Genomic DNA, 26539 nt, shown 5'->3' with positions numbered 1-26539 from the left:
CTGACGAGTTCCCGACTTAATTTTATTAAGATTCAGAAATAGAAGATTAAACACAAAATTCCAGATCAGAAAACTTTGAAACGGAAGGTTTGTAATCTTCTGTACTCAGCTTTCCGAAGCCGTATTCACAGAAAATAAAAGGTAGGCTGTTGGCTTTTGCAGAATCGTAATCGGTCTGCGTATCCCCAATATAAACTGAGTTTTCAATGCTTAAATGATTTCTTTCCATTATCAGCCGAATGTTCTCTGCCTTCGGCTTTTTAGTCCGTCCGTGGGATTCAATGTCTGTCAACAGATCGTTGAACTGGTAGTATTCCAAAAATGCTTCGATATAGCCGTCCTGACAATTGCTCACAATAAAAAGTTGGTGATCTTTTGCTAAATTCTTTAAGGTTTCTGCCACTCCGTCATAGAGAATACCACCTTCAAGGTGCAGGGTTTTGTTTTCATGTTGAATGATTTCGGAAAGAACTTCATGAACCTGCTGATCGGAAATGCCGGGAACGATAGCTCTTAAAATGTTATCGGCCAGTAATCCCATGTACTGGTCCATATCTTCAGGCTTCAAATCCTTATCGATCAATTGGTATTTATTTAAAACCTGATTCCAGATTTTAATGATGGTAGCTCTGGAATCCCAGAGCGTTCCGTCTAAATCGAAAATTAAATTTTTATAGCTCAAAATGTATTGTTTTGGGTTTATTATATTTGATCAGGTGTGACTTACAGAATCATGCTTAGTTGGACTCTTTTTCTGGCTTCGTCTACTTCCGTCACTTTTACGTGCACATGCTGATGAAGCTTGACTACTTCATTCACATCAGAGACAAATCCGTCCTTCAGTTGAGAAATATGAACCAGCCCGCTTTCTTTGATTCCCATATCTACAAAACACCCGAATGCGGTAATGTTATTAACAATTCCGGGAAGAATCATGCCTGGTTTCAAATCCCGGATGCTTTTTACGTTAGGATCAAATTCAAACACTTTGGCCGCTTTTCTGGGGTCTAAGCCTGGTTTTTCAAGCTCCTTTAAAATATCTTTGATCCCTAAAATTCCGATCTCCTCTGTGGTGTATTTTTCAGGATTTACCAAAGCTGTTTTTTCTTTACTGGCAATCAATTCATTGGTTTTAATGCCTAAATCTTTAGCCATTTTTTCTACAATTCCATAAGCTTCCGGATGCACGGCAGAATTGTCCAGAGGATTTTTGGCATTGGCAATTCTTACAAACGCTGCCGCCTGCTGATAAGCTTTTTCACCCAGTCTTGGAACTTTCTTCAGTTGTTTTCTATCTTCAAAAGCACCATTTTCAGTACGGTAGTTAACGATGTTTTCCGCCATTTTTTCTCCGATTCCGGAAACATAGCTCAACAATGATTTACTGGCTGTATTTAAATTGATTCCCACGGAATTCACACATTTCATCACCGTTGAATCAAGTTCGTTTTTCAACCGGGTTTGGTCTACATCGTGCTGATATTGCCCCACACCAATCGATTTGGCGTCAATTTTCACCAATTCTGCCAGCGGATCTGACAGTCTTCTTCCGATAGAAACCGCTCCACGCACCGTCACATCGTAAGACGGAAACTCGTCTCTTGCGATCTTACTTGCAGAATAGACCGATGCTCCCGCTTCCGAAACCACAAAAACCTGCAAAGGCTTATCAAAAGCAATTTTTTTAATGAAAAATTCTGTTTCACGGCTCGCTGTTCCGTTTCCGATGGATATGGCCTCAATATGATAGGCATTCACCATAGAACGGATTTTTTTCATCGCCATTCCACTTTCGTTCTGCGGAGCGTGAGGGTAGAGGGTTTCATTGTGGAGAAGGTCCCCTTTTTCGTCAATGCAGACCACTTTACATCCGCTTTTGTAACCCGGATCAATGGCTAAAATCCTTTTTTCTCCTAAAGGCGGAGCCAGCAGCAGCTGACTCAGGTTTTCAGAGAATATTTCAATGGCCTTTTTATCTGCTTTTTCTTTGGCTTCCTGTAAAGCCTCATTGGAAATAGCAGGTTCTAAAAGCCTTTTGTAGCTGTCTTTAATGGCCATAGCGATCTGTTCCGAACTTTCATTATTGGACTTAATGATGGCTTTTTCTACAAAATCAACGGCTTCATCTTTATCAATACCAATATTCACTTTCACAAAGCCCTCAGATTCGGCTCTGAGCATTGCCAAAAGCCTGTGAGAAGGGATTCTGTTCAGATTTTCTTCCCATTCGAAATATTGTGAGAATTTCTGGGCATCTTCTTCGTCTTTTTTAGCCTTGACAGCTTTAGAGGTGATCACAGCCTTGCGCTGAAACAGTCGGCGAAGGTTTTTACGAACGTACATGTTTTCATTGATCCATTCCGCCATGATGTCTCTTGCGCCCTGAAGTGCTTCTTCTTCAGATGAAACGTCACTGTTCAGGTATTTGGAAGCCAGAAACGGCAGATCATTGCTTTTCTGGCTCATAATAATCCTTGCTAAGGGTTCCAAACCTTTCTCTTTGGCTGTATCCGCTTTGGTCTTTCTGCGTTTTTTGAATGGAAGGTACAAGTCTTCCAGCTCCAGAATATCGAAGCTTTCTTCAATTCTCTGCTTGAGTTCTGGACTTAAGGCATTCTGTTCTTCAATCGATTTCAGGATGCTTTCCTTTCGCTTGATAATTTCTTCAAACTGTTTGCTGATTTTAGAGATCTGCTCGATCTGAACTTCATCCAGATTTCCGGTCTTATCCTTTCTATAACGGGAGATAAACGGAATGGTGCAGTCTTCTGCGAGTAATTGAAGGGTATTGTTGATGCTCTTTTCGGGTATATCGAGCTGTTGCTGTATAAAGGTTACGGTCGTCATTATTTTGTTTTCGGATGGCTAAAATAGCATTTTTGGAATGAAAAAAGGCGAGTTGCCCCGCCTTGAATGTTTTCACAACGGAATAATCCTTATTGTGAATTGCTTTTCAAAATTATTGATACAAATATAAGAGAAAAATTATATAGTTGATTTACGGAAAACCTCATTTTTAATAATTTTTTTCTTGTTATTTTTATTTGCTTTAAAAAACTGATACTTATGATTAGAAATATTTTAGGATTAGACTTGGGAGTTTCATCAATTGGCTGGGCTTACGTTCAGGAGGATTCTGAAAATTCTGAAAACAATACAATTATCAAACTGGGAGTTCGTGTAAATCCATTAACTGTTGATGAACAATTAAATTTTGAAAAGGGAAAACCGATTACAACCAATGCCGGAAGAACTTTAGCCAGAAGTGCGAGAAGAAATCTTCAGAGGTTTAAGTTAAGAAGGTCCAACCTTATTGATGTTTTAAAGAAAAACAATATTTTTAGAGAAACCGACCTCCTTGCAGAAGTTGGCAAAAACTCAACATTTCAAACTCAGGAACTAAGAGCAAAGGCAGCAAAAGAAAAAATAGAACTTTCAGAATTGGCCAGAGTTCTGCTTCTTATCAATAAGAAAAGAGGATATAAAAGCAGCCGTAAAGCTAAAAATGATGACGATGGACAGATCGTAGACGGAATGGCTGTTGCCAAAAAATTGTATGAAGAGAATTTGACACCCGGAGAATATTCATATCAACTTTTACAACAGGGCAAAAAACAACTGCCTGATTTTTACCGTTCAGATTTACAGGCGGAATTTGATAAAGTCTGGGATTTTCAGAAACAATTCAATCCTGAAATTTTCACAAATGAACTTTATGAAAGACTTAGAGGTAAGAATAGAAATGCAACCTGGAAAGAATTAGAGATTCCATTTTCTCTTGTAGGCATTAAGCAGACCGGAACGATGCAGGAGAAAAAATCAGAAAAATACTTTTGGAGAAGTGAAGCGGTAAGAAAACAATCAGATTTTGAAAGTCTGGCTGTTGTTTTTCAGGAAATTAACAGTAATCTGAATAATTCCAGTGGTTATCTCGGCGCGATCAGTGACAGGAGCAAAGAATTGTATTTCAATAATCAGACTGTTGGAGAATATTTATATCACCAGTTAAAAATAAATCCACATACGAAGCTTAAAAATCAGGTTTTCTACAGACAGGATTATTTGGATGAATTTGAAAAAATATGGGAAATTCAATCAAAATATCATAAGGAATTGACCAAAGAGTTAAAGGAGGAAATTCGGGATATTGTTATTTTTTATCAAAGAAAGCTCAAATCTCAAAAAGGATTAATCAGTATTTGTGAGTTTGAAAACAGAGAAATCGAAATAGCAGAAAGCGGAAAAACAAAAAAGAAAACAGTTGGTTTAAAAGTAGCACCAAAGTCTTCTCCGTTATTTCAGGAGTTCAAAATCTGGCAGGTTCTTAATAATTTACAGTTTCAAAATATAGAATCAAAAGAAATTTTTCCTATTGATTTAGATTTTAAACAATCCATTTTCAATGAAGTTAATACTAAGGGAAGACTTTCAGCAAAAGAAGTTTTAGATATTGTTGGGTACTCCGGTAAAGAATGGAAAACTAATTTTAAAGATATTGAAGGTAATAATACCAATGAGAATTTATATAATGCTTTCCTGAGAATTATAGCAAATGAGGGGATTGAATTTCCAAAAGAATTTAAATTAACTATTGACGATGAAATTAAGGTGGCTAAGATCAATTCTTCTGCTGAAACTATAAAACTATTCGTCAAAGAAAAACTATCAGAATTAGGAATCAATACTTCTATTTTGGATTTTAATCCTGAATTGGATGGAAGTGATTTTGAAAAGCAGGTTTCCTATCAGCTTTGGCACCTATTGTATTCTTATGAAGGTGATGATTCTCCTTCTGGAAACGAAAAACTCTATGAATTGTTGGAGAAGAAATTCGGTTTGAAAAAAGAGCATTCCAAAATATTAGCTGAAATTGGTTTTCCTCAGGATTATGGAAGTCTGAGTTCTAAGGCGATGCGAAAAATTTATCCTTACATTAAGGAGCATAAATATAGTGTGGCTTGTAATTATGCAGGTTATCATCATTCTAAAAATTCATTGACCAAAGAACAATTAGAAAATAGAGTTTTAAAAGAGCAATTAGAGATTCTTCCAAAAAATTCTTTACGAAATCCAGTCGTTGAAAAGATTTTGAATCAAATGATCAATCTTGTAAACTTCTTAATTGATGAGTATAGTGAGAAAGATAACGATGGGCATATTGTTAAACATTTCAAATTTGCTGAAATCAGAATAGAGCTTGCACGAGAACTCAAACTTAATGCGGAAGAGCGTGCTACGATGACTTCTGAAATTAACAAGGCTACTATACAGCATCAGAAATATTCGGAGGTTTTGCAAAGGGAATTTGGGATAAAAAGTCCTTCAAGAAATGATATTATCCGATATAAATTATACTTAGAATTAGCAAATAATGGCTATAAAGATTTATACACCGATGTGAAGATTGAAAGAGAAAATTTATTCACGGAGAAATATGATATAGACCATATCATTCCACAATCCCGATTCTTTGATGACAGTTTTTCCAATAAAGTTTTAGTTCCAAGAGGAGCAAATCTTAAAAAAGGAAATTTCACGGCTTTCGATTATCTTGAAATTGAAGGAAAGGAAAAATTAGAAAAATTCCTTAATATTATCAAAGAGCTGTATGATAAAGGAGTTATTACTAAAGCTAAATATGAAAAACTCCAGAAAAAAGGCATCGAAATAGGCGATGGTTTTATTGAAAGAGATTTGCGCAATACTCAATATATCGCTAAAAAAGCTAAAGAAATACTTTTTGGAATTACCAATTCTGTAGTTTCTACTTCAGGAAGAATAACAGATAAGCTTCGGGAAGACTGGAATCTTGTCAACACAATGAAGGAGCTTAATCTGGAGAAATACAAGAAATTAGGTTTGACCGAAACGATCATTAATTCAAAAGGAGAAGAGAAACAAAGAATTATAGACTGGACCAAAAGAAACGACCATCGCCATCATGCAATGGATGCTCTGACTGTTGCTTTTACTACGCATAGCCATATTCAATACTTAAATTATCTGAATGCAAGAAAAGATGAAAAGCATAAGGAACATCAAAATATTTTTGCGATTGAGAACACAATTACAAAAGTTATTGAAAAGAAAAACGGTTCAAAAGAAAGAAGATTTATTGAGCCGATTAAAAATTTAAGAGTTGATGCTAAAAGGCACTTGGATGAAGTACTGATTTCTCATAAAGCCAAAAATAAGGTCGTTACTAAGAACATTAATAAAATTAAGAAAAAGGGAAGTGTAGTTGCAAAAACAGAGCTGACACCGAGAGGACAGCTTCATAAAGAAACTATTTATGGACGTTCAAAATTCCTTAAAACAAAAGAAGAAAAAATATCCGGAAAGTTTGATCTGGAAACTATTCATAAAGTTCAGAATGAAACATTCCGAAATGCTTTATTAGGAAGATTGCAGGAATTTGGTGGAGATCCTAAAAAGGCATTTACAGGGAAAAATGTGATTTCAAAAAATCTGATATTTCTTAATGATGATAAAACAGAACAATTGCCTGAAACTGTCAGTTTAGCTTGGTATGAGACAGGTTATACAATCAGAAAAGTGGTTAATCCTGATAATTTTAAAGATTACAAAAATATTGAAAAGGTTACTGATAAACGAATTCGTGATATTTTAACAGAAAGATTAAAAGCGTTTAACGGAAATTCTAAAGAAGCTTTTTCCGATTTGGAAAAGAATCCGATTTGGCTTAATAAGGCTAAAGGCATTGTTGTGAAAACGGTTACAATTACCGGAATTAATAATGCTGAGGCTTTACATTATAAAAAAGATCATTTAGGAAAAGAGATTTTAGACGAAAATGGTAAAAAGATAGCTGCAGACTTTGTAAGTACAGGAAATAATCATCATGTAGCTATTTATGAAGATGCAGATGGAAACTTACAGGAAAGAGTGGTGAGCTTCTATGAAGCCGTTGAGAGAGTAAATCAAGGCCTTACCATTATTAATAAAGATTATAACCAAGATTTAGGATGGAAGTTTCTTTTTACCATGAAGCAAAATGAAATGTTTTTATTTCCGTCTGAAGATTTCAATCCAAAAGAAATTGATTTGTTTGATGATAAGAATTTGAGTTTGATTTCTAAGAATTTGTTTAGGGTACAGAAGTTTGGGTCATTACTTTCTGGGTTTTGGTTTAGACATCATTTAGAAACCAGTGTAGAGGTTAATTCAAAATTAAAAGATATATCATATAAAGTAATTCAAAGTTCCAATAATTTGAAGCCTATTGTAAAAGTAAGATTAAATCATCTTGGAAGAATTGTTCAAGTAGGCGAATATTAAAATTGATAAAAATGATCACTCGCTCAATTTATATTGGCAATCCAGCCTATCTCAATCTCAAAGATGAGCAGATGAAAATCCTATGTCCTGAAACCAAGACAGAGAAGGGGAGCGTTCCTGTTGAAGATTTGGGATTGCTGATGTTGGATCATTTTCAAATAACAATTTCACATAAATTAATTCAGAAAATGATGGGAAATAATGTGGTGGTAATCAGTTGTGACAATCATCATTTACCACTTGGAATAATGTTGCCAATTTATGGACATACAGAACATTCTGATAGGGTAAAAGATCAACTGGAGGCCAGTGAACCTTTGAAAAAACAACTCTGGAAGCAAACCATAGAATGTAAGATTGAAAATCAGAAAAATGTTTTAGTGAAATTAGGAAACTATCACGAACCAATGATTGAATATCAGAGAAATGTAAAGTCGGGTGATATGACCAATATGGAAGGAATTGCTGCACAGCATTACTGGAAATATCTTATTAGCCTGGATTTTTTAAGACAACGTTTTGGAGATTCCCCCAATCAGTTTTTCAACTTTGGATATTCAGTGTTGAGAAGTATTGTAGCAAGAGCAATAGTTGAAACAGGTTTACTGCCTGTTCTCGGAATTTTTCATAAAAATAAATATAATCCTTACTGTCTTGCTGATGATTTGATGGAACCTTATCGCCCATTTGTTGATGTATTAGTGATGCAATGGCTTCAAACAAATCCTGAAACAGAAGAATTAAATAAAGAGTTCAAAGCGCATATTCTTCAAATTGCAACGAAAGATGTGAAGATTGATGACAAAATAAGACCATTATTGGTGGCTGTAAAAACAACTGTAACTTCGCTTTATAGATGTTACACAGGAGAAAAGCGATTAATCTCTTATCCTGAACTGATATGAACGCCGAAAGGTTTAATGCTTACCGAATTATGTGGGTTTTAGTATTGTATGATTTACCGACCGAGACTAAAGCTAATATGAAGGATGCGAATCGCTTTCGTAAGGCTTTAATCGATGATGGATTTACATTGTTTCAGTTTTCGATGTATGTCCGCCATTGTCCAAGTCGTGAAAATGCTGAGGTTCATATTAAAAGAGTAAAATTCATGTTGCCAAAAGCAGGAAAAGTGGCAATTATGTGTATTACGGATAAACAATTTGGCGATATTGAGATTTTCTTTGCCAGAAATAAAGAAGAACCGCCTCCAACCTTCCAACAGCTTGAATTATTCTAAATTTTAAATCCTAAAAACAAAAACAATCTGCTGATTTTCAGTAGATTGTTTTTTGAGGCTGTGACTAATCACGAAGATAATAATTTTTGAAAGCAATTCACAACAGAGGTGCAAATCTTAGAGGTGCAAATCTTGCTGTGACTAATCACGAAGATAATAATTTTTGAAAGCAATTCACAACTAAAGATATTTGGCTTTAATTCAGTCTCCAGCTGTGACTAATCACGAAGATAATAATTTTTGAAAGCAATTCACAACACGTTGGAAGAAAGCTTTCATTTGCGCTGGGCTGTGACTAATCACGAAGATAATAATTTTTGAAAGCAATTCACAACTTTCCATCGTGTGCCAGATAATTTGTCAAAGCTGTGACTAATCACGAAGATAATAATTTTTGAAAGCAATTCACAACATTTCCCTGATCTGGATAATACCTTCAGGAGCTGTGACTAATCACGAAGATAATAATTTTTGAAAGCAATTCACAACCGGTTTGATTGTTAAATTCTTTGATTAACTGCTGTGACTAATCACGAAGATAATAATTTTTGAAAGCAATTCACAACAGTTTTTTAATTGTGGGTGTGAATCAACCGGCTGTGACTAATCACGAAGATAATAATTTTTGAAAGCAATTCACAACGTTATCTATAAAGCGGGCCCAGTTTTCGTAGCTGTGACTAATCACGAAGATAATAATTTTTGAAAGCAATTCACAACGTTCCTACAACTGAGTTGTTAGGAATGCCTGCTGTGACTAATCACGAAGATAATAATTTTTGAAAGCAATTCACAACATTACTTTTGGCCAGAATTCCAAAATATCGGCTGTGACTAATCACGAAGATAATAATTTTTGAAAGCAATTCACAACTTAATAGCTTTTATGATTGTTTGGTCGAGGGCTGTGACTAATCACGAAGATAATAATTTTTGAAAGCAATTCACAACAGCAACGTATAAGTGAGTCAGCAGCCCGAAGCTGTGACTAATCACGAAGATAATAATTTTTGAAAGCAATTCACAACGTAAGTCTGCACCGGTTCATCGCAGGCAAAGCTGTGACTAATCACGAAGATAATAATTTTTGAAAGCAATTCACAACGCACCACTAAGCCTTGCTTGCTACCCGTCTGCTGTGACTAATCACGAAGATAATAATTTTTGAAAGCAATTCACAACGTCTGATGGATTTGGATTTAATCATTCCACGCTGTGACTAATCACGAAGATAATAATTTTTGAAAGCAATTCACAACAAAATCATCGATGTTCAATTAGAAAACTAAGCTGTGACTAATCACGAAGATAATAATTTTTGAAAGCAATTCACAACCTACATGCCGGAGAACCTGGCGGAGTGTGAGCTGTGACTAATCACGAAGATAATAATTTTTGAAAGCAATTCACAACGGCTTGGACTGGCTGGAAGAAAATGGTAAAGCTGTGACTAATCACGAAGATAATAATTTTTGAAAGCAATTCACAACCTACATGCCGGAGAACCTGGCGGAGTGTGAGCTGTGACTAATCACGAAGATAATAATTTTTGAAAGCAATTCACAACGGCTTGGACTGGCTGGAAGAAAATGGTAAAGCTGTGACTAATCACGAAGATAATAATTTTTGAAAGCAATTCACAACAAGAAAGTTTTGAATTTCTTTCAGATGTTTGCTGTGACTAATCACGAAGATAATAATTTTTGAAAGCAATTCACAACCATGCAATCAAATTCACCCTCCACAATAGTGCTGTGACTAATCACGAAGATAATAATTTTTGAAAGCAATTCACAACAAAAATTCTTCAATTGTTAATTTATTGTATGCTGTGACTAATCACGAAGATAATAATTTTTGAAAGCAATTCACAACCCTAAAGTATATCCTGATCTACTCAACATAGCTGTGACTAATCACGAAGATAATAATTTTTGAAAGCAATTCACAACTATTAAGTACTTTTCAAACTTTGACGGCCGGCTGTGACTAATCACGAAGATAATAATTTTTGAAAGCAATTCACAACAATAATATAAGCAAATCAGCAACTCCAATAGCTGTGACTAATCACGAAGATAATAATTTTTGAAAGCAATTCACAACTATAGAGTTTAATTATGAAGACACGTTTTAGCTGTGACTAATCACGAAGATAATAATTTTTGAAAGCAATTCACAACCGGTAGACTACCGAATACTATTGACGGGCAGCTGTGACTAATCACGAAGATAATAATTTTTGAAAGCAATTCACAACATAAATACTGAACATAAATACTGAACATAAGCTGTGACTAATCACTAAGATAATAATTTTGGAAAGCAATTCAAAATAAATATCACTCTTACTCTGCACCTAAATTTATTTGATTAACCGTAGAGCTATGATAGATGCAAATAGCTAAAATACGCAATTTTAGAGAGGATTGAAATGCTATAGATTTTCTTTTTTCTCAATATTTCATATTGTATAACGGAAGGAAAATATGAAAAATTCTATTTCTTGATGTATGGTAAGGTGATAATTGGTGAGGTTTTTATATTTTTGAATCCTGAAATTTAGTATTTTAATTAAATTTTTTAAAACAATAAATAATATGAAAAAACTTAGTGTAATTGCATTAGTAGGAGTAGGATTGCTTGCAGCATCATGTAATAAAGACAAATCAGCAGGAACTGCATCTACAGCTACGGAGCAGACAGTAGCTGAAAGTAAAGGTGAAGTATTGCCAGTGGATGTTGCTGCTTCTGTAGTAAACTGGAAGGCTTTTCACAAAGGTGGAATGGCTCCTCGTTGGGGAACACTTAACGTAAAATCAGGAGATTTAAGCGTTGAAGGCGGTCAGCTTTCAGCAGGAAACTTCGTGATTGATATGAATTCTATCAAAGTAGATCCGGCTTCAGTAACCGAAAAAGATAAAAAGCCCGGAGATTTAGAGGCTCACCTTAAAAATCCTGATTTCTTTGACACTGCAAAGAATCCAACTTCAGATTTCAAAATTACAAGTGTTACAGATTTGAAAGATGCGCCTAAAGATGCTGTTGCAGGAGCTAATAAAACAGTAAGCGGAAATCTTACATTATCAGGAAAAACAATGAATGTAACTTTCCCTGCTAAAGTAGATGTTACAGATACTTCAGCTTCAGTTCAGGCTAAATTTACAGTAAACAGAGCCGATTGGGGGATCAAGTTTGGTACTTCAGAAACGGATCCAGCAGAATGGATGATCAGCAAGGATATCGAAATCGCTGTTGACGTTAAAGCTAAAAAATAATTGTTAGATACAAATACAGAGAGCTGTTTTCTTATGAAAGCAGCTTTTTTTATGAAAATTAAGGTATTGTAAACGGGTAACCAATTCACTATTTTTGCATCAATGATCTATATTTTACTTATCATAAACCTTTTCACCTTCGTTATTTTTGGCTGGGACAAAAGACTTTCCATTCAACATAAGAGAAGGATTTCGGAAACCACACTTTTAGGATTGGCAGGTATTGGAGGAACCGGAGGTGCGCTTTTAGGAATGCTTATTTTCAGGCATAAAGTTGCTAAAAAATCTTTTTTGCTGAAATATGTTGGAGTGGTTTTGGTTCAAGTGTTTCTGATCTATTGTTATTTTAATGTTTCATATATTTAAGATAAAAAACTCCCGAAAGGGAGTTTAATAATGCTTATAAAGCATATACTTTGCTTTCAAGGAAGGCCTTTGCTTCAATAGAGTGGTCAAATTTTACTACCTGATAGGCTGATAACTGTAATTCAACCGGGGCGAAAGCAGAAACATCCAGAAAGAATTCTAAGTTTGGATTATTGGGATCTGCAACCGCATAACACACTACTGTCTGCCATTTATTTTTGACGGTAGGTTGATACTGCATGACCTGATATTGATTTCTGTCCCATAAGAACAATATAGGATCTCCTGAATTTACTTTTACATCAAAGGTGATCACATACCAACCACCAGCACTGTTATTTGTACTCACTACACTGTTTTGTAATCCCATATATTTTATTTCATAGTTTGGATCTCCACCCGAAGGAAGAGTAGGGAAAGGGATGTTAAACTTGTTGGAAGACCCAAAAATTAATGCATCATTTACAAGAGTTCCTTGTATGGGTGGGAAAGATCCCGTTAGAGTTTCTTCAGTTTCCATTGTTACAGATTTTATCTTGTTTTTGATGTCTGTAACTTTGTTAAATCTTGCTGTACTGATAGCAGGTCTTATAAGAGAAGCGTTGGTGTCACTGTTGATATATAGTTGTCTGTTGTAATCATAACTATCTGCCATAATGACATTATTTCCTGTAGGAAGACCAAATATGGTGATGGGACGATAAAGTATCAGATAGCTGTTATTGCCAACAGCACTTGACTGCGCAGCCCCTACACCTTGGCTACATTCCGTATAGCAGTTGGTTGCTTTCACAATTATATTATCCCCGTTGATATAATAATCAGAAATCCATGAATTGTAAACGTTGCAGGTAAAGCTTTTTCCTTCAAATATATGAGTATGGGGAGGAATCATCTTTTCGCCTTTTGTTGTACCGGACCAGGTATCAATAGTCACGGGATTAGAATAGGTTGAACTTCCAGACGCTTCATTCCAGCACGAATCAATAACAATTGGAATGATAGAGTTATTGTCATTGTAAACATACGTATTGATGTAATTAAACTCAAATATCACATTGTTAAACGTAACCGCACCAAATCCCTGAGTTGTATTATGAATATAAATGCCCACTTCATTTTTAGAAATTTCACCGCTATAGAAATATTTATTTCCTGCATGCATAGTTTGGGAATCATTACCAAATTTATTATCAAGAAAGTACATTCCATATTTGTTATCATGTATTCCTACAGAATAAAAATCAATCCCAATATTGCCGAACAGGCACTGCAGGCCTTTATTCAATTTTTTAAAATCTACATTTCTGAAAGTAATGTTACTATTATTTTCATCGTTGGCCTCATATTCTGACGTCTTAGCTTTTGCCATACTGACTCCGCATCCTTTTTGATCTTCTCCTAAAAATGTTAATTCTTCAACTATTGTTGCATATTGCCAGAATGGATCCAGGTTTTTGCTTAAGATCATAATGGGTTTGTCTTCATTATAAGGTCTCAAAAAAGTAGCCCCACTGCCCGCACCAAAAATTTTAGCTTTATGTTCTACATTAATATTAATACGGTAAATGCCGGCAGGAAAATAGATGTTCTTTTTTACTCCACATGCTTTTTGTACCGCCATACTGTCATCAACACTGGCTAATCCTTCTCCTGTTGCACCAAACCACTTAACGTTTACCGTATCATCAATCAATACTCTACGATAAAATTTATTGTTTACCTGCTTATAAATAATATCATCACAATCACTCGCTGTGATCGGTACTGGTGAAGTAAAAGGATTGATATCATCATACTTATATACCTCTTCTTGAAAAACAGTCCATTCTCCGGTATACTGATCATTTAATTCGATTGTTGTCATTTTTTTGTTTTTTGATGTTAATAAATTTTGTTTCCTGCAGGAAAACTACTGAAGCAAAGATAAATGCGGGTAACGACAGAACTTGACGTATGTTATTTTATCTGGTTTTTTTGATGACTTTACTTAAATTTCTCATTATGAATTTGTTAATTAATATATATTCTTGCTTATTATTCATTGGAAATCACTATTTTTGCACCCGTAAAAATCATTCATGCAAAACATTAGAAATATTGCGATTATCGCACACGTTGACCACGGGAAGACGACTTTGGTTGACAAGATTATTCATGCTACAAACATTTTCAGAGAAAATCAGGAAAGTGGAGAATTAATAATGGATAATAACGATCTTGAAAGAGAAAGAGGTATTACCATTCTATCTAAAAATATTTCTGTTACTTATAAAGACGTTAAAATTAACGTAATCGATACTCCTGGTCACGCCGATTTTGGTGGGGAAGTAGAGAGAGTTTTAAAAATGGCGGACGGAGTAATTTTGTTGGTAGATGCCTTTGAAGGGCCAATGCCTCAAACAAGATTTGTACTTCAGAAAGCTCTTGAATTAGGACTTAGACCATTGGTAGTAATCAACAAAGTAGATAAACCAAACTGTCGTCCTGAAGAAGTTCATGACAAAGTATTTGATTTGTTCTTTGCCCTTGAAGCGACTGAAGAGCAGTTGGATTTCCCAACATTCTACGGTTCTTCTAAGCAAGGTTGGTTCAACACTTCATTAGAGCAAACAGAAGATATTTTCCCATTATTAGATGGTATCTTACAGTATGTTCCTGAACCGAAAGTGGCAGAAGGAAGCTTACAGATGCAGATTGTTTCTCTTGACTTCTCTTCTTTCTTAGGAAGAATTGCCATCGGAAAAGTAATCAGAGGAGAGATCAAAGAAGCTCAGTGGATCGGGTTAGCTCAGGCAGACGGTAAAATCCTGAAAGGAAAAGTAAAAGAATTGTACGTCTTTGAAGGATTAGGGAAGAAAAAAGTGTCAGAAGTAAAAGCAGGAGATATCTGTGCTGTTGTTGGTTTCGACGCGTTCCAGATCGGTGATTCATTCGTAGATCTTGAAACTCCTGAACCATTGCCAAGAACTGCAATTGATGAGCCTACGTTGAACATGACGTTCTCTATCAACAATTCACCTTTCTTTGGTAAAGATGGTAAATATGTAACTTCAAACCACCTGAAAGAAAGATTAACTAAAGAATTAGAGAAAAACCTTGCACTAAGAGTTGAACAAACTGATGATGCCAACACTTTCTTAGTATTCGGTAGAGGTATTCTTCACCTGTCTGTTTTGATTGAAACAATGAGAAGAGAAGGATATGAAATGACAATTGGTCAGCCACAGGTGATCCTAAGAGAAATTAATGGTGAAAAATGTGAGCCTTATGAATCTTTGGTAGTAGATGTTCCGGACGAATATGCTTCTAGAGTGATCGACTTAGCTACTCAGAGAAAAGGTGATCTTCACGTAATGGAAACTAAAGGAGAGATGCAGCACATGGAATTCGAAATTCCTTCAAGAGGTTTGATCGGATTGCGTTCTCAAATGTTGACTGCCACTGCTGGTGAGGCTATTATGGCACACCGTTTCACAGAATATAAGCCTTTCAAAGGGACTATTCCTGGAAGAAGTAATGGAGTATTGGTGAGCAAAACTCAAGGGCCGGCTACAGAATATTCTATCGCTAAACTACAGGATAGAGGTAAGTTCTATGTAGATCCGGGTGAGGAAATTTACGGAGGTATGATCATCGGTGAGCAAAACAAGCCTGGTGACTTGGTCATCAACATCGTTGAAGCAAAACAATTGAACAACATGCGTGCTTCAGGTAAAGATAAAGATACCGGTGTTGCTCCAAAAATCTTATTCTCTCTTGAAGAATGTATGGAATATATTCAGGGTGATGAAGCGATCGAGGTAACTCCAAACTTTATCCGTATGAGAAAGAAAATCCTTTCTGAAGAAGAAAGAAAAAGAGTAGAAAGATCAGCGAAAGCTTAAGAAATTCTTATATCATAGAAAAGCCTCGAATTTTTCGGGGCTTTTTTTATCTTAAAAAAAATAAAATTTATATTGTGCATGATTTAATTGATTTCTAAGAATGATTTTTATTTTTAATGATAATATGGTGATTTTTTTTTATTTAACACCTTAATCATAGGTAATTTATATTTTTTAAAATAAATGCTTATGCTAGCTATTAGTTAATTTAGTTGTTAAATTGTTTGCTTAAGTTAAAATAGTTTATATATTTGTAATCTAATCCTAAAATTTGTTACAAATATGAAAAATTTAAAAAAAATTTCGAGAATTCAATTAAAAAACATTACTGGTACAGGAGGAGATCTTGATGAAGCTTGCTGTGAAGGTAGTGATGGCGGAGGTAGTGGCTGTAAGCAGTGTGTATCTTGTTCTAACAGACAAGGAAGCCAATCTTGTTATACAGATCCAAATGGGGATTGTCCAAAAGCGTTGAGCATGGCACGTGCATTATGTTAGAATAGTAATCTACTAATGTTTAAATACTTTATTTTTTTTCTTTTTTTAATTCAATATTCTTATTCTCAAGAGTATAGGGTGATTTATAATTTCAGTTATAAAACAGACTCACTGAAAGAAGGTAGTGATAGTATCGAAATGGTTCTTGATTTGCAGAAGGATTATTCAAGGTTTTATTACAAGAAATTAATTAAACTGGATTCTTTGGTGAAAGGAGGAGCTATAATTTCTTATGCTTTTCCCATACAGCAAGTAATAAAAAGAAAAATAGGTTCTTTTAATAATGAAAACTTCGTGAGTTTAGAAGACAAATATTATAATTACCCTTCTGCTGATGATATCAAGTGGAAAATATTATCTCAAACTAAATTCTCAAATCATTACAAATTACAAAAAGCTGAGGCCAAATGGGGTGGAAGGAAATGGGAAGCTTGGTTCTCTTCAGAAATACCAATTCCTGAAGGACCATATAAATTCAGGGGATTACCAGGATTAATATTTGAAGTCACAGATTTTAAATATAATTTTAGTTACAAATTAATTTCTATTGATAAAGTTGTATCAGGATATGATACTGCCAATATTGTTGAATCAAATCTCGGGGTAAATCCAATAATAATTACTTTAAAACAGTATCAGAATTTATTAATAAATAATTATAATAATCCGTATAGTGAATTTTATACGATGAAAGAAGGGACTTGGGGATTAACTATTTTTGATAAACAAATAAGTAGTGTAGAAGGATTAAAAAGTATTAAAAAAGATTATCAAGATCTGATAAGGACTAATTATAATCCTATTGAATTAGATAAGGCTATTAAGTATAAGTAAGAATTATTAAAAAACTCTTTTTTAACAAACATTGTAAATATTTCCCACTTATTTTTAGTGGGAAATTTATTTTATATTAAAAAATAAGAAAGAATAATGAGGAAAAACCTTTTAGTTGTTATATGGAATTTCTAGGGATGGTTTTTAAAAATTTAGGCTATTTTTGTAACTATGAAAATAATCAACATAAAACTGATCTGTCTTTTGGGAATTGCTACATTATTTAGTAGCTCATGTTCCACACAGAAAAACACCTCCAATGTTGTTAAAAATCCGGCTAAATCTGTTAAAGATATTTCTAAATCTACAGATTCTGTTGTATTAATTCCAAGTAGTACTGTTGAGGAAAACTTTAGAACTACACTCCCGGAAGTTAAAAGAGAATTCCGTGCAGCCTGGATTGCCAGTGTAGCCAATATCAACTGGCCATCAAGAAATAATTTAACGGTTGACCAGCAAAAAGCAGAAGCCATCAGCATGCTCGATATGCTGAAAGACAATAACTTCAACGCCGCCATCTTCCAGATCAGACCGTCTGCAGATGCGCTCTACACAAGCAATATAGAGCCATGGTCATACTTTCTGACCGGACAAACGGGAGCGGCACCTTATCCGAATTATGATCCTCTTCAGTTTTGGATTGAGGAAGCCCATAAGAGAGGTTTAGAGCTTCATGTATGGTTAAATCCTTACCGCGCTCATCACTCGAACGGTGGAGCTGTAAACAGCCTGTCTATGGCCAGCAAGCTTTCCGACATTGTGATTAAACTAAAGAATGGAATGTATTGGTTCGATCCGGCCAACCCAAAAACCCAGGGCCATGTTTCCAATGTCGTTAAAGATATTGTGAAAAGATATGATATAGATGCCGTGCATTTTGACGACTATTTCTATCCTTATGCTACTTATAACAGGGGAGCCGATTTTCCTGATAATGCAAGCTGGAATGAATATTTAAGAAATGGTGGAACATTAACGAGAGCCGACTGGAGAAGAGATAACGTCAACAGATTTGTTGAAAGAATTTATAAAGAGATTCACGCAGAGAAAAATTATGTAAAATTCGGGATCAGTCCGTTTGGGATCTGGAAACCAGGATATCCTGCTGGAATCGTGGGATCATCTCAATATGATGAACTGTATGCTGATGCTAAATTATGGCTAAATAAAGGTTGGGTAGATTATTTCTCGCCACAGCTTTATTGGCCTATCGATTCAAAAGGGCAGGGCTTTGAAGCGTTATTGAATTGGTGGAAATCTGAAAATACCATGAACCGTCATTTGTGGCCGGGGCTTAACACCGTTGAGATCAAAGTATCCGACCGTCCGATCGAAATTAAAAATCAGATTGACATTTCAAGGCAGATCTTAAAGAATGATGCCGGAGAAATTCATTGGAGTATTGCCGGACTGACGAAAAATCCTAATATGCTTCCTGTTTTGAAAAACGGACCCTATAAAGATAAGGCACTGGTTCCGAAAACACCTTGGATTAAATCAGTTCCATTACAGACGCCTACCATATTTGTTGCTGATAATGGGAACGCTGTAAAAACCAGCTGGAGCACTAAAAATATAGGAGATGTTTTCCAGTGGGTGCTTTTTACCCAATACAACGGAGTGTGGGAAACCGAAATCCTTACATTAGATACTCTTTCAAAAGAAATTCCAAAAAATAAAGACGGTAGAAAATTAAACGCTGTTGCCATAAAAGCCATTGACCGACTGGGAAATGAAAGTGATTATACAGCCAGGAAAGTAAAATAAAATGAAAGACGAATGAAGAATCTATCATCATAATGGTATTTTTTTTCATTATAATATTTAATCCTTTTTGTAATAAGGAAAATAACAAAACCAGTTCAAAAGAGCTGGTTTTATTTTTGTTTTTCTTTAAGATCGTTAAAAGAGAATCAGTCTTTACAAATTTAAACAATCCAGATCAGGGCATAAAAGTACCTGAACATCCGTAAGATTGAGAAGTCCAGAATCTGCCAGGGTACAAATAAGTTTGCACACAGGATCAAGTAATCCACCTCCTGAAATAGTTTTTAGCTCGACGCGGTTTAACTTTTTGAAATTTTTCATGGTTATAGTTTTGATGGTTAATGCTATTCTAAAGTATGAATAATTGTCATCATTTGCCTTGTTTTTATTTTAGAATAACTATAAATTATAAGTTTAAATCAATGTATTTCAGTGAATTGTAAAGGTGTTTTAATGTTTTAATTAAAATTAATATTCTTCTCGGAACCATTTTTGCATCATTATTCCCATAATCACAAAAATATAGCATTATGAATACCAACAGACTTTCCGCGACTATTGAAAAAGCATTAAGTGATCAGATGAACAAAGAGATTCACGCATCACATATTTTTCTATCGTATGGAATATGGGCAGATGACAAAGGATATCAGGGAATTGCCAATTTCCTTTACAGACATTCGCAGGAAGAAAGAAATCATTCCATCAAATTCATGGAATACGTATTGAACAGAGGTGGAAAACCAAAGGTTGATGCCATTCCTGCTCCACCTGCCGATCCTCAATCACTAACCGAGTGTTTTGATGGAGTTTTTAAACATGAAGTAGATAATACCACAGCGATTTACAAAATTGTAGACCTTTCACTCGAAGAAAAGGACTGGGCAACCTGGAATTTTATGCAGTGGTTTGTTCAGGAACAGATCGAAGAAGAAACGCTGGCGGCCAGCCTGATCGATAAATTGAAAATTGCAGGAGGTGACAGAGCAACCGATGAATCTTTATTTACTTTAGATAAAACATTACAAAATACACCCAATGATGTTCCGCTGGCTCAGGAAGCTACCGGAGAAAATCCATAAAACCGATTGGTGAACAAAAATTGATTAAAAATCTGTCAGAATTCCGGCAGATTTTTTTATTATGAATCTCCCTTTAAAATCACTACCTTTGCAGGCTGAAAGTTCAATGGTCTCCAGTTATTAAAAGACAAACTTTAAAGACAAGACCTTGAACCCAGAAACAATATCATTGAACATTAAACTTTGAATTTTACAATATGAAATGTGGAATTGTAGGCCTTCCGAATGTAGGTAAATCAACTCTTTTTAACTGCTTAAGCAATGCTAAAGCACAATCTGCCAACTATCCTTTCTGTACCATAGAACCGAACTTAGGAACGGTATCAGTACCGGATCAGAGATTATTTGAGCTGGAGAAATTAGTTAATCCTGAAAGAGTATTGCCGGCTGTTGTTGAAATCGTTGACATTGCAGGTCTTGTAAAGGGCGCGAGCAAAGGAGAAGGACTGGGAAATCAGTTCCTGGCCAATATCCGCGAATGTGAGGCTATTATCCACGTTTTAAGATGTTTTGACAATGGGAATATCATCCACGTTGAAGGTTCAGTAGATCCGATGAGAGATAAAGAAATCATCGATATCGAGCTACAGTTGAAAGACCTTGAAACCGTAGGAAAAGCCATTGAAAAAGCTAAAAAATTCATCAAATCCGGAAAGAAAGACGATATCCTTGTTTATGAGACTCTTCAAAACCTGGAGAAGTTTATTGAAGATGGAAAAAATGCAAGAGAATTTCCTGTGAATGATATGACACAGTCGATCATTGATGATATCCAGCTTTTAACCAAAAAGCCGGTTTTATATGTATGCAACGTAGACGAAAACTCTATCAAAAACGGAAACGAATGGATAGAAAAGATCGAAACGATGGCTAAAAATGAAGGAGCAGAAGTAGTGGTATTGGCAGCACAAATCGAGGCAGATATCAATGAGCTTGAAACGTTTGAAGAAAGAGAGATCTTCCTTGACGAGCTTGGCCTTGAAGAACCTGGAGTAAACCGTTTGATCAGAAAAGCATACGACTTATTAAAGCTTCAGACTTACTTTACTGCTGGTGTGAAAGAAGTGAGAGCCTGGACTATCGGACAGGGATGGACCGCGCCTCAGGCAGCAGGAGTAATCCATACAGATTTCGAAAAAGGGTTCATCCGTGCAGAAGTAATCAAATTTGATGATTATGTAACGTATGGTTCTGAAGTGAAAATCAAAGAAGCCGGAAAGCTTTCGGTAGAAGGTAAAGAATATATCGTTCAGGATGGTGACATCATGCACTTTAGATTCAATGTATAAGAAGATATTAAAGTTAGTTATATAATAGAAAAGCGCATCCACAATACATTGTGGGAGCGCTTTTTGCTTTAAAGAACGACTCCGTATGGAATATTTCTTTTAAAATATTTCTTATTCTAGAACATTCTTTCGATAGGATCTATAATAATCAGCTGGCACTGCTGTTCTGCGCATGTTCTTCCGTATTTTCTGCATTCTCCTGTAGCTGGATCAATGCACATTTCCTTTCCGCCAACAATTGTTCTTAATTCTCTTTTGTTCAATTTTTTTCCGTTGTTTAAATTTTGATTTTTCATAAGGTTTGATTTTTGGTTTGTTGAATTCAATTCTACGGTTTTCTGTAGTAAAAGTTAATCGATGGATGGATCTATAACCTGTGGTCTGCATTCTTTTTGGGCACAGTTGATGGAAATCCGCGTGCAGGTCCCGGGAGGAATCTGTTCACAAGGTTCCATACAAGGGTTTGATCTCAGACAGTCAAGTTTACCGCCTGCAATCGTTTTAAGCTCTTTTTTGCTAAGTTTTTTTGCACTTTGTAATATTATTGTGTTCATGATTTTGAGTTTTACTTGTTGTTAATTAGTTTTTTATAGTATGATGAATTATTGTGGTCTGCATTCTATTTCTACGCAGCTGACAGAAATTAAGGTACAGGTCGGGGTAGGAGCCTGTTCGCAGGGTTCCATGCAAGGATTCGGTCTCAGACAGTAGAGTTTGCCGCCTGCAATCCTTTTGAGCTCTTTCTTGCTAAGCTTTTTAGCGCTTTCTAAAAGTATATTTTTCATTGTTTTGATTTTAATGAGTTAGTCGAAAACGAAGATGAAGAAAACATCAGCGTATCATCTGATGAAGAAATAATAGATTAAATTATATTCGATGACTTAAAAAACAAAAGCCATTCATTAACTGAACAGCTTATATATTTTTTTATAAAGGATCTATTGTGGGTCTGCACTGCAATTGAGCACACCCTATTGATACTTTTCTGCAACCTCCGGTCATCGGATCAATACAGTCCATCAATCCTCCGGTGATACTTCTTAATTGCTTTTTGTTCAGTTTTTTTCCTTTTGGTAAATCTTGATTTTTCATTGTTTTGATTTTTAGTGTATTAGATTTAACTAAAATAGAAAAAATAATTGATATTATATCACAATATCATGATAAATATTTAAATAAGTAAGCCGAATGGTGATTTAATGGGAGCTTAATCATGATTACATTAAGATATTCATAAAAAACCACTCCGGTCAGGAATGGTGTTTTGTTTCAGGATTTAATCCAGTAAAGAAGGGCGACATTGAGGGTCTGCGCAGCCTTTCGAAAAAACCCGGCACTGATTGGTTTTGGGATCTAGACACATCATTAATCCTCCGGTAATACTTCTCAGTGCTCTCTTGTTTAATTTTTTTCCTTTTTCTAAAGTTTGATTTTTCATAATAATATCATATTGTTGATTTGAACTAAGGTATAAAAAATAGCTACATGATCTCATTTTAAAATTTTTATGTTTTTAAATTTCATATCCCGTCAACTTTGTATATTTGAATTTTACAAACCGTCAGTTATGGAAAAGATCGCACATACATCCCTGGAAGATTTTTACAGAGAGATGACTGCCAAGCTGGGAAAAGACCTTGAAGCTATTTTTCCTGAAGGACTCCATAAAGAGATCGGACATTTTAATGTATTCGATATCAGACAAACTATCGAAAGGGCAAAAGCCACTTCGGAAATGCCCTACAACAGAAGAAAATACTATAAGATCAGTTTGATCAGAGGGCGAAACAGGGCAGAATATGCAGACAAGATTATCGCGATTAAGAAAAATGCGTTATTATTTGCCACTCCGAAAGTTCCCTATCACTGGGTGCCCGAGGATCCGGATCAGTCGGGAAGTTTCTGTGTATTTACGGAAGACTTTTTCATAAAAGCACAATCGCAGTTCTCCTTGGAAGAATTACCCCTGTTTCAGCCCGGAAATGTTCCGTTGTTTGAAATTGAAGATGAGCTGGCAGATGAGATAGAAGCTCTTTTCACCAAAATAAAAAAGGAAATAGCTTCCGATTATGTTTTCAAATATGATCTCATCCGGAACTATGTTCTGGAACTGATTCACTACGGACAGAAACTTCAGCCTGCCGCCAAACTTTCTGCCTCAAACGATGCTTCGCTGAGGGTTGTTTCATTGTTTATAGAGCTTCTGGAAAGACAGTTTCCAATAGAGTCTTCAGACCAGAGATTGCAGTTGAAAACAGCAAAAGACTACGCAGACAGGCTCGCTGTACACGTGAATTATTTAAATAAAAAAATAAAGGAAAGTACCGGAAAAACAACGACAGAATGTATTGCGGACCGGATGATTCAGGAAGCAAAGATCCTTCTCCGGCAAACCAAATGGAATGTGTCAGAAATTTCCTATGCATTGGGCTTTGAAGAATTGGCTCACTTTTCCAACTTTTTTAAAAGAAAAACATCATTTACCCCAATGGAATTTCGCTCATGATTTGAATTTTGCAAATTTCAGATTGATTCAGGCAACCCTGTCTTCCGTAAAATTTTCCAACTTTGTACCATTAATTATTGATCATAAACAATATAAAAAGATGAATACAAAAACAAAAATTGCACTCGTAACCGGTGGAAGCCGCGGACTTGGGAAAAATGCAGCTCTTAAAATCGCTCAAAAAGGACTAGATGTTATAATCACCTATAAAAACAGCAGAGAAGAAGCTGATGCTGTAGTGAATGAAATAAAAGCTATTGGTCAGAAAGCAGCAGCATTCCAGCTGGATACCAGAGAGGTAAAAAGCTTTGATGCATTTGTAAAAAATATTACCGATCATCTTGAAGCGGAAACAGGAAGCTCAACGATTGATTTTCTGGTTAATAATGCAGGAACAGCGCTATATTCTCCTATTACAGAAACTACGGAAGAACAGTTTGATGATATGGTGAATGTACACCTCAAAGGAGTTTTCTTTCTGACTCAGAAAATGATTCCTTTCATCAATGATGGAGGCGGAATCATTAATATTTCATCAGGACTTGCAAGATTTGCCCTTCCGGGATCATCGGTCTACGGTTCTATGAAAGCGGGTGTGGAAATGCTGACAAAATACATGGCAAAAGAATTAGGAACCCGTAAGATCAAAGCCAATGTGATCGCTCCGGGAGCTATAGAAACCGATTTCGGAGGGGGAAGAACCCGGGACGACCAAAATGTAAATTCAATGATTTCCAGTATGACAGCCCTAGGAAGAGCCGGACTTCCGGATGATATCGGTGGGGTGGTTGCGTTCCTTTGTACGGATGATGCAGGCTGGATCAACGGTCAGAGAATAGAAGCTTCCGGAGGAATGTTTTTATAGAAAGAATAATCTCATGTTGTTGCAAAGCAGCAAAGCAATCTCTATTTAATAAACAGTTAAAACTTACAGCCGGTTCTAAAATAGGACTGGTTGTCTTTTTTTATCATTTAAACCCATATTTTTTCTCTTTTTACTTACCTTTAATATCCACAAAGTTCCAAAATATGCTTAAAGAATTTTTCGATCATTTCCCGTACATTCTTCTGGGACTTGAAGGCCTTTATCTGATCGGAATTATTTTTCTGGCAGGTAAAATTATCATGGATACCAGGAATACAAGTAAGACACTTGCGTATCTTATGCTGATCATCTTTCTTCCGGTGGTGGGAATTATCATCTATTTTGTTTTTGGGGTCAACTACAGGAAAAATAAGTTTTACACCTTTAAAATAGAGCGAAACGAGCAGATCTATCAAGCTGTAAGCACCTACATCCACGAAACCCATCATAAAACACTGGAAAATCATCACGAGGAGATGGATCAATTTCTGACCACCGTTAATTTTCTTTATCATGCTGGTCACTCCCCTTTATCTCAGGGGAATTATGCAGAAATACTCGTGAATGGAGAAAGGAAATTTGAAAAAGTTTTTGAGGTTCTTGAAAAAGCAGTTCATCATATCCATCTTGAATATTATATTTATGATAATGATTCAATAGGGAACAGGCTCGCCGATTTACTTGTTAAAAAGGCAGGACAAGGCGTGAAAGTCCGTTTTCTATACGATGACATGGGTAGTGGGAAAATTGGAAAGAAACTCTTGCGAAGACTTAAAGATGCCGGAATAGAAGTATCTCCCGTTAATAAAATTACCTTCAGACTTCTGGCCAACAGAGTCAATTACAGGGATCACCGAAAAATTATTATTATAGACGGAGCTGAAGTTTTTACAGGCGGAATCAATGTTTCGGATAAATATATTAATCCTAATCCCAAGCAGTATTGGAGAGATGTTCATCTGTATATGAAAGGAGAAGCCGCCTTTTATTTTCAGTTTTTATTTTTCAGCAACTGGATCTTTGCAACCGAAAAGATCCCTGAGATCTCCCAACTTTATTTTAGCAAAAACAATGTGGGAGGAAGTTCCCTTATCCAAACGGCAGCCAGCGGACCGGATACCAAGCCTTCTATTATGCTGAGTACAACATCTGCCATACTTTCTGCCAAAAAAAGAATCTATATCGTTACTCCTTACTTCATCCCGGTGGAAACGGTATTAAACGCCATTAAACAGGCGGCACTTTCCGGAGTAGATGTGAGGCTCATGGTTCCCAAGTCAGGTGATTCAGTTGTGGTGAATGCAGCTGCTTATTCTTATTACGAGGAACTTCTGGAGAACAAAGTGAGGGTTTTCTTTTACAAAAAAGGATTTATTCATGCCAAAACAATGCTTATCGATGATATTTTTTCCTCTGTAGGAACTGCCAATATGGATGTCAGAAGTCAGGAACTGAATTTTGAGGTCAATGCTTTGGTTTTCGACCAAAAGATTAACGGAAAGCTTCAGGACCTGTTTCATGAAGATATGAATGACTGCGAGGAAGTTCACCTTGATTCATGGAGGAAAAGGCCAAAACACAAAGTCTTCTTTGAACATCTGGCCAGATTGCTTTCTCCCCTTATATAA

22 protein-coding genes and 1 CRISPR repeat array are annotated in these 26539 nt (G+C 35.6%); of the genes, 14 read left to right on the top strand and 8 right to left on the bottom strand.

All coding sequences use genetic code 11. The features are described 5' to 3' along the window. Positions 1-46: 46 nt before the first annotated feature. Positions 47-682: an HAD family hydrolase gene (locus BW964_RS02480; RefSeq protein WP_076504405.1), complete on the bottom strand. Its 636-nt coding sequence runs from the start codon at positions 680-682 to the stop codon at positions 47-49. A 41-nt stretch (positions 683-723) separates the two neighbouring features. After that, entirely contained in the window at positions 724-2847 is a 2124-nt protein-coding gene (locus BW964_RS02475; RefSeq protein ID WP_076504404.1) for a Tex family protein, read from the bottom strand. Positions 2848-3069: 222 nt separating this feature from the next. On the opposite strand from BW964_RS02475, the gene cas9 reads away from it, so the two are divergent. From cas9 to BW964_RS02450, 5 genes are all read left to right on the top strand, one after another. Next, positions 3070-7299, top strand: a complete 4230-nt coding sequence (gene cas9 / locus BW964_RS02470) for a type II CRISPR RNA-guided endonuclease Cas9 (RefSeq protein WP_076505407.1) — start codon at positions 3070-3072, stop codon at positions 7297-7299. 11 nt (positions 7300-7310) lie between these two features. Then, complete coding sequence (gene cas1 / locus BW964_RS02465; RefSeq protein ID WP_076504402.1) at positions 7311-8204, top strand: type II CRISPR-associated endonuclease Cas1; 894 nt, start codon at positions 7311-7313, stop codon at positions 8202-8204. After that, a complete protein-coding gene (cas2, locus tag BW964_RS02460) occupies positions 8201-8539 on the top strand; it encodes a CRISPR-associated endonuclease Cas2 (protein ID WP_007842732.1) in 339 nt (112 codons plus the stop codon). The genes cas1 and cas2 overlap by 4 nt, the downstream gene beginning before the upstream one ends. Before the next feature lie 57 nt (positions 8540-8596). Continuing rightward, positions 8597-10876: direct repeats of the CRISPR family, unit length 47 nt; unit sequence GCTGTGACTAATCACGAAGATAATAATTTTTGAAAGCAATTCACAAC. Between the two features lie 263 nt (positions 10877-11139). After that, entirely contained in the window at positions 11140-11817 is a 678-nt protein-coding gene (locus BW964_RS02455) for a YceI family protein (RefSeq protein WP_076504400.1), read from the top strand. A 102-nt stretch (positions 11818-11919) separates the two neighbouring features. Then, a complete protein-coding gene (locus BW964_RS02450; RefSeq protein WP_076504398.1) occupies positions 11920-12183 on the top strand; it encodes a DUF1294 domain-containing protein in 264 nt (87 codons plus the stop codon). Between the two features lie 34 nt (positions 12184-12217). On the opposite strand, the gene BW964_RS02445 is transcribed toward BW964_RS02450, so the two are convergent. Then, positions 12218-14050, bottom strand: a complete 1833-nt coding sequence (locus tag BW964_RS02445; RefSeq protein WP_076504396.1) for a hypothetical protein — start codon at positions 14048-14050, stop codon at positions 12218-12220. Positions 14051-14264: 214 nt separating this feature from the next. On the opposite strand from BW964_RS02445, the gene typA reads away from it, so the two are divergent. The 4 genes from typA (at position 14265) to BW964_RS02425 (ending at position 19169) form a co-directional block, all read left to right on the top strand. After that, positions 14265-16070, top strand: coding sequence for a translational GTPase TypA (typA, locus tag BW964_RS02440; RefSeq protein ID WP_076504395.1), 1806 nt, complete (start codon positions 14265-14267; stop codon positions 16068-16070). Between the two features lie 282 nt (positions 16071-16352). Beyond that, a complete protein-coding gene (locus BW964_RS02435; protein WP_076504393.1) occupies positions 16353-16568 on the top strand; it encodes a bacteriocin-like protein in 216 nt (71 codons plus the stop codon). A 15-nt stretch (positions 16569-16583) separates the two neighbouring features. Continuing rightward, the gene (locus BW964_RS02430) at positions 16584-17402 is read left to right on the top strand and encodes a GLPGLI family protein (RefSeq protein ID WP_076504392.1); all 819 of its coding nucleotides are present in this window, start codon (positions 16584-16586) and stop codon (positions 17400-17402) included. Between the two features lie 171 nt (positions 17403-17573). Further along, complete coding sequence (locus tag BW964_RS02425) at positions 17574-19169, top strand: glycoside hydrolase family 10-like protein (protein ID WP_076504390.1); 1596 nt, start codon at positions 17574-17576, stop codon at positions 19167-19169. A gap of 153 nt (positions 19170-19322) precedes the next feature. On the opposite strand, the gene BW964_RS22920 is transcribed toward BW964_RS02425, so the two are convergent. Next, positions 19323-19490 carry a bacteriocin-like protein gene (locus BW964_RS22920; RefSeq protein ID WP_164466213.1) on the bottom strand — a complete coding sequence of 56 codons (168 nt, stop codon included), beginning with the start codon at positions 19488-19490 and terminating at the stop codon, positions 19323-19325. Between the two features lie 209 nt (positions 19491-19699). Here BW964_RS22920 and BW964_RS02420 point away from each other — a divergent pair, with 209 nt between their 5' ends. After that, on the top strand, positions 19700-20251 hold the full coding sequence (locus BW964_RS02420; RefSeq protein WP_076504389.1) for a ferritin: 552 nt from the start codon (positions 19700-19702) through the stop codon (positions 20249-20251). A 197-nt stretch (positions 20252-20448) separates the two neighbouring features. Next, positions 20449-21540, top strand: a complete 1092-nt coding sequence (gene ychF / locus BW964_RS02415) for a redox-regulated ATPase YchF (RefSeq protein WP_076504387.1) — start codon at positions 20449-20451, stop codon at positions 21538-21540. Positions 21541-21656: 116 nt separating this feature from the next. Here ychF and BW964_RS02410 read toward each other — a convergent pair whose 3' ends face one another. The 4 genes from BW964_RS02410 to BW964_RS22285 all read right to left on the bottom strand — a co-directional run bounded on the left by BW964_RS02410 (position 21657) and on the right by BW964_RS22285 (position 22632). Continuing rightward, entirely contained in the window at positions 21657-21836 is a 180-nt protein-coding gene (locus tag BW964_RS02410) for a hypothetical protein (RefSeq protein WP_076504386.1), read from the bottom strand. A 54-nt stretch (positions 21837-21890) separates the two neighbouring features. Beyond that, complete coding sequence (locus BW964_RS22295) at positions 21891-22094, bottom strand: bacteriocin (protein ID WP_104669450.1); 204 nt, start codon at positions 22092-22094, stop codon at positions 21891-21893. 48 nt (positions 22095-22142) lie between these two features. Next, on the bottom strand, positions 22143-22325 hold the full coding sequence (locus BW964_RS22290; RefSeq protein WP_123911970.1) for a hypothetical protein: 183 nt from the start codon (positions 22323-22325) through the stop codon (positions 22143-22145). Positions 22326-22467: 142 nt separating this feature from the next. Beyond that, positions 22468-22632, bottom strand: coding sequence for a bacteriocin (locus BW964_RS22285; RefSeq protein ID WP_123911971.1), 165 nt, complete (start codon positions 22630-22632; stop codon positions 22468-22470). A 475-nt stretch (positions 22633-23107) separates the two neighbouring features. Here BW964_RS22285 and BW964_RS02405 point away from each other — a divergent pair, with 475 nt between their 5' ends. The 3 genes from BW964_RS02405 (at position 23108) to cls (ending at position 26539) form a co-directional block, all read left to right on the top strand. Continuing rightward, complete coding sequence (locus BW964_RS02405) at positions 23108-24046, top strand: helix-turn-helix domain-containing protein (RefSeq protein WP_076504385.1); 939 nt, start codon at positions 23108-23110, stop codon at positions 24044-24046. A 100-nt stretch (positions 24047-24146) separates the two neighbouring features. Further along, the gene (locus tag BW964_RS02400) at positions 24147-24911 is read left to right on the top strand and encodes an SDR family NAD(P)-dependent oxidoreductase (protein WP_076505405.1); all 765 of its coding nucleotides are present in this window, start codon (positions 24147-24149) and stop codon (positions 24909-24911) included. Positions 24912-25075: 164 nt separating this feature from the next. Next, positions 25076-26539 (top strand): cardiolipin synthase, encoded by a 1464-nt coding sequence (gene cls, locus BW964_RS02395; protein WP_076504383.1) that lies wholly within the window; start codon positions 25076-25078, stop codon positions 26537-26539.

Source organism: Chryseobacterium shigense, assembly GCF_900156575.1.
Classification (GTDB): Bacteria; Bacteroidota; Bacteroidia; order Flavobacteriales; family Weeksellaceae; genus Chryseobacterium; species Chryseobacterium shigense.
Note: the sequence above shows the minus strand (reverse complement) of the source record. Positions and strands in the feature narration are given on the sequence as shown.

Coding starts and splice junctions, on each gene's coding strand:
- BW964_RS02475 (WP_076504404.1), bottom strand. CDS start 2,847: ATGACGACCGTAACCTTTATACAGCAACAGCTCGATATACCCGAAAAG.
- cas1 (WP_076504402.1), top strand. CDS start 7,311: ATGATCACTCGCTCAATTTATATTGGCAATCCAGCCTATCTCAATCTC.
- cas2 (WP_007842732.1), top strand. CDS start 8,201: ATGAACGCCGAAAGGTTTAATGCTTACCGAATTATGTGGGTTTTAGTA.
- BW964_RS02455 (WP_076504400.1), top strand. CDS start 11,140: ATGAAAAAACTTAGTGTAATTGCATTAGTAGGAGTAGGATTGCTTGCA.
- BW964_RS02450 (WP_076504398.1), top strand. CDS start 11,920: ATGATCTATATTTTACTTATCATAAACCTTTTCACCTTCGTTATTTTT.
- BW964_RS02445 (WP_076504396.1), bottom strand. CDS start 14,050: ATGACAACAATCGAATTAAATGATCAGTATACCGGAGAATGGACTGTT.
- typA (WP_076504395.1), top strand. CDS start 14,265: ATGCAAAACATTAGAAATATTGCGATTATCGCACACGTTGACCACGGG.
- BW964_RS02435 (WP_076504393.1), top strand. CDS start 16,353: ATGAAAAATTTAAAAAAAATTTCGAGAATTCAATTAAAAAACATTACT.
- BW964_RS02430 (WP_076504392.1), top strand. CDS start 16,584: ATGTTTAAATACTTTATTTTTTTTCTTTTTTTAATTCAATATTCTTAT.
- BW964_RS02425 (WP_076504390.1), top strand. CDS start 17,574: ATGAAAATAATCAACATAAAACTGATCTGTCTTTTGGGAATTGCTACA.
- BW964_RS22920 (WP_164466213.1), bottom strand. CDS start 19,490: ATGAAAAATTTCAAAAAGTTAAACCGCGTCGAGCTAAAAACTATTTCA.
- BW964_RS02420 (WP_076504389.1), top strand. CDS start 19,700: ATGAATACCAACAGACTTTCCGCGACTATTGAAAAAGCATTAAGTGAT.
- ychF (WP_076504387.1), top strand. CDS start 20,449: ATGAAATGTGGAATTGTAGGCCTTCCGAATGTAGGTAAATCAACTCTT.
- BW964_RS02410 (WP_076504386.1), bottom strand. CDS start 21,836: ATGAAAAATCAAAATTTAAACAACGGAAAAAAATTGAACAAAAGAGAA.
- BW964_RS22295 (WP_104669450.1), bottom strand. CDS start 22,094: ATGAACACAATAATATTACAAAGTGCAAAAAAACTTAGCAAAAAAGAG.
- BW964_RS22290 (WP_123911970.1), bottom strand. CDS start 22,325: ATGAAAAATATACTTTTAGAAAGCGCTAAAAAGCTTAGCAAGAAAGAG.
- BW964_RS22285 (WP_123911971.1), bottom strand. CDS start 22,632: ATGAAAAATCAAGATTTACCAAAAGGAAAAAAACTGAACAAAAAGCAA.
- BW964_RS02405 (WP_076504385.1), top strand. CDS start 23,108: ATGGAAAAGATCGCACATACATCCCTGGAAGATTTTTACAGAGAGATG.
- BW964_RS02400 (WP_076505405.1), top strand. CDS start 24,147: ATGAATACAAAAACAAAAATTGCACTCGTAACCGGTGGAAGCCGCGGA.
- cls (WP_076504383.1), top strand. CDS start 25,076: ATGCTTAAAGAATTTTTCGATCATTTCCCGTACATTCTTCTGGGACTT.